Source organism: Mesorhizobium sp. M7D.F.Ca.US.004.03.1.1 (assembly GCF_003998635.1).
GTDB lineage: Bacteria > Pseudomonadota > Alphaproteobacteria > Rhizobiales > Rhizobiaceae > Mesorhizobium > Mesorhizobium loti.
The window spans coordinates 1-1,693 of the sequence record NZ_RZQG01001132.1 but is presented as its reverse complement, the minus strand read 5'-3'; the positions used below and the strand labels follow the sequence as shown (position 1 = coordinate 1,693).

Genomic DNA, 1,693 nt, shown 5'->3' with positions numbered 1-1,693 from the left:
CGCGTCGACTTGGTCAACGTCAACAATACGCTCGCCGCCACTTGCGGCGCCAGCTTCGACAGCACCATGGCCACGGTCTGTGGATGCTCACCGGCCAGGAAGGCGCCAAGCCGCGCCGGCTCGAGCTTTTCGAGCTCGGGCCAGATCGGCGGCGGGCCTTCCGGTGCGACCTCGAATCTCTTGTCGCCCATGATCGCGCTCATCTCTTCGGGCGACAGCGACTCATTGAGGATGGTGTCCATCCTGTCGGCGGAATCGAGCAATCCCGCCCCTTCGGTGAACTCGGCCTCGAACTCGGCGACGATGCGCTCGAGATCGCTTTGCGGAATCGTCCGCAGCAGACGGGCGCCCTCGATCAGCGCCTTCAGTTCTTCCTGCTTGAAGAATTTCAGCAGGCGGCTGGCCGACGGCTTGCCCATCGCCACCAATATGGCGGCCGCCTTCTGCGCGCGGGTCAAGGTCACCGGCGTCGTCATGCCACTCGCCTCTGCTGCCACCGGCAAGCTCCGCAACCCATGTCCTAGGCGCCCTTCGTGCCGGCGATGATTTCGGTCAGCCTGATGCCGAAGCGCGACGGATCGCTTTCCAACACGGTGATCTCGCCGCGCGCGATCTTGCGGCCGTTGACCACGACGTCGACAGGTTCGCCGATGCGGCGATTGAGCGCCACGGTCGACCCCTTCTGCAGCGCCATCAGGTCGGAGACTGGCATCTCGGTGCTGCCGAGGATGATCTGGACATCGACGGGGATATTCATGATGACGCTCGAATTGGCACCTGAAGCGGCCCTGAACGCCGCATCGGGGCGTTGCTCCTCTTCATGCAGGACGCCGCGCAACTCTTCAATGGCACGGTCGAGCTGCTCGTCCGGCTGGTCGAGGTCGGCTTCCACCTTGGTCTTGGCCATGCGTCGTCTCCAAATGTCAGGCGCGGCCGGCAGAAGCCGGCATCAGCGCTTCGATAAAATCCTGCCCGGCATCGTAGGGATGCCTGATTCGGACGGTGTAATTCTGTCCCAGTTTGCCGAACTCGCACACGAATAGCGTCTTGCCGCGCGCGCTGAGGCGTGCCTGCGACTGCGCCGTTTCCTCGAACTCGATGACCTGGCCAATTTCAAAACCGGCAAGGTCGCCGAGTGTCAGCCGCGCCAGCGGCATGGTGGCCTCGAGTGCCACCGTGGAGCGCATCACTTCTTCCGAAAAGCGCGCGCGCCAGCTGGCTCCCTGATCGTTCTCGCCGGCGGCGACGGCACTGTCCCGGCTGGCCAGCACGACACGCTGCGGCATCGTCACGGTGACGGTGCCGCTGTCGGCCGGCGTCGAGATGCCAAGGACGATGCGGATCGCCGCGCCGTCGCGCAGCACGTGCCGCTTCGCCTCGGTGCCCGACATTGCCCGCGGCGCCGGCAGGCGCAGGTCGAGCGAGCGCTTTCCCGATCCATTGAGGGCCTGCGCGACCTGCTGGAACACCATGGTCGAGACATCGATTTCGATCTGTGACAGATCGCGCTCGATTGGCGACACCGGCAGATCCGGATCGCCGCCGAACAGCGTGCAGACCATGATCGCGATCGCCGGTGCATCGATCACCAGGGTCATCGCATCGGAGGACACGGACGAGCCGACGACGGTCAGGGCAAACGTGTCGCCGGCGCGCGAACGCGCCTCGGGAACGCGGCTAACCTGTATCGCTT

Annotated in this window: 2 protein-coding genes and 1 pseudogene; all 3 read right to left on the bottom strand. The window is 65.0% G+C overall.

Going from position 1 to position 1,693, the window contains the following annotated elements; translation table 11 throughout:
- A pseudogene (locus EN935_RS34730) lies at positions 1-476 on the bottom strand (flagellar motor switch protein FliG); the annotation flags it as partial.
- A gap of 44 nt (positions 477-520) precedes the next feature.
- Positions 521-907 (bottom strand): flagellar motor switch protein FliN, encoded by a 387-nt coding sequence (fliN, locus tag EN935_RS34725; RefSeq protein ID WP_023761675.1) that lies wholly within the window; start codon positions 905-907, stop codon positions 521-523.
- A 16-nt stretch (positions 908-923) separates the two neighbouring features.
- On the bottom strand, positions 924-1,693 hold a 770-nt coding region (locus EN935_RS34720; RefSeq protein ID WP_164771633.1), incomplete at its 5' end, for a FliM/FliN family flagellar motor switch protein.

Excerpts from the sequence above, each read along its gene's own strand:
- fliN (WP_023761675.1), bottom strand. The coding sequence starts at position 907 with ATGGCCAAGACCAAGGTGGAAGCCGACCTCGACCAGCCGGACGAGCAG.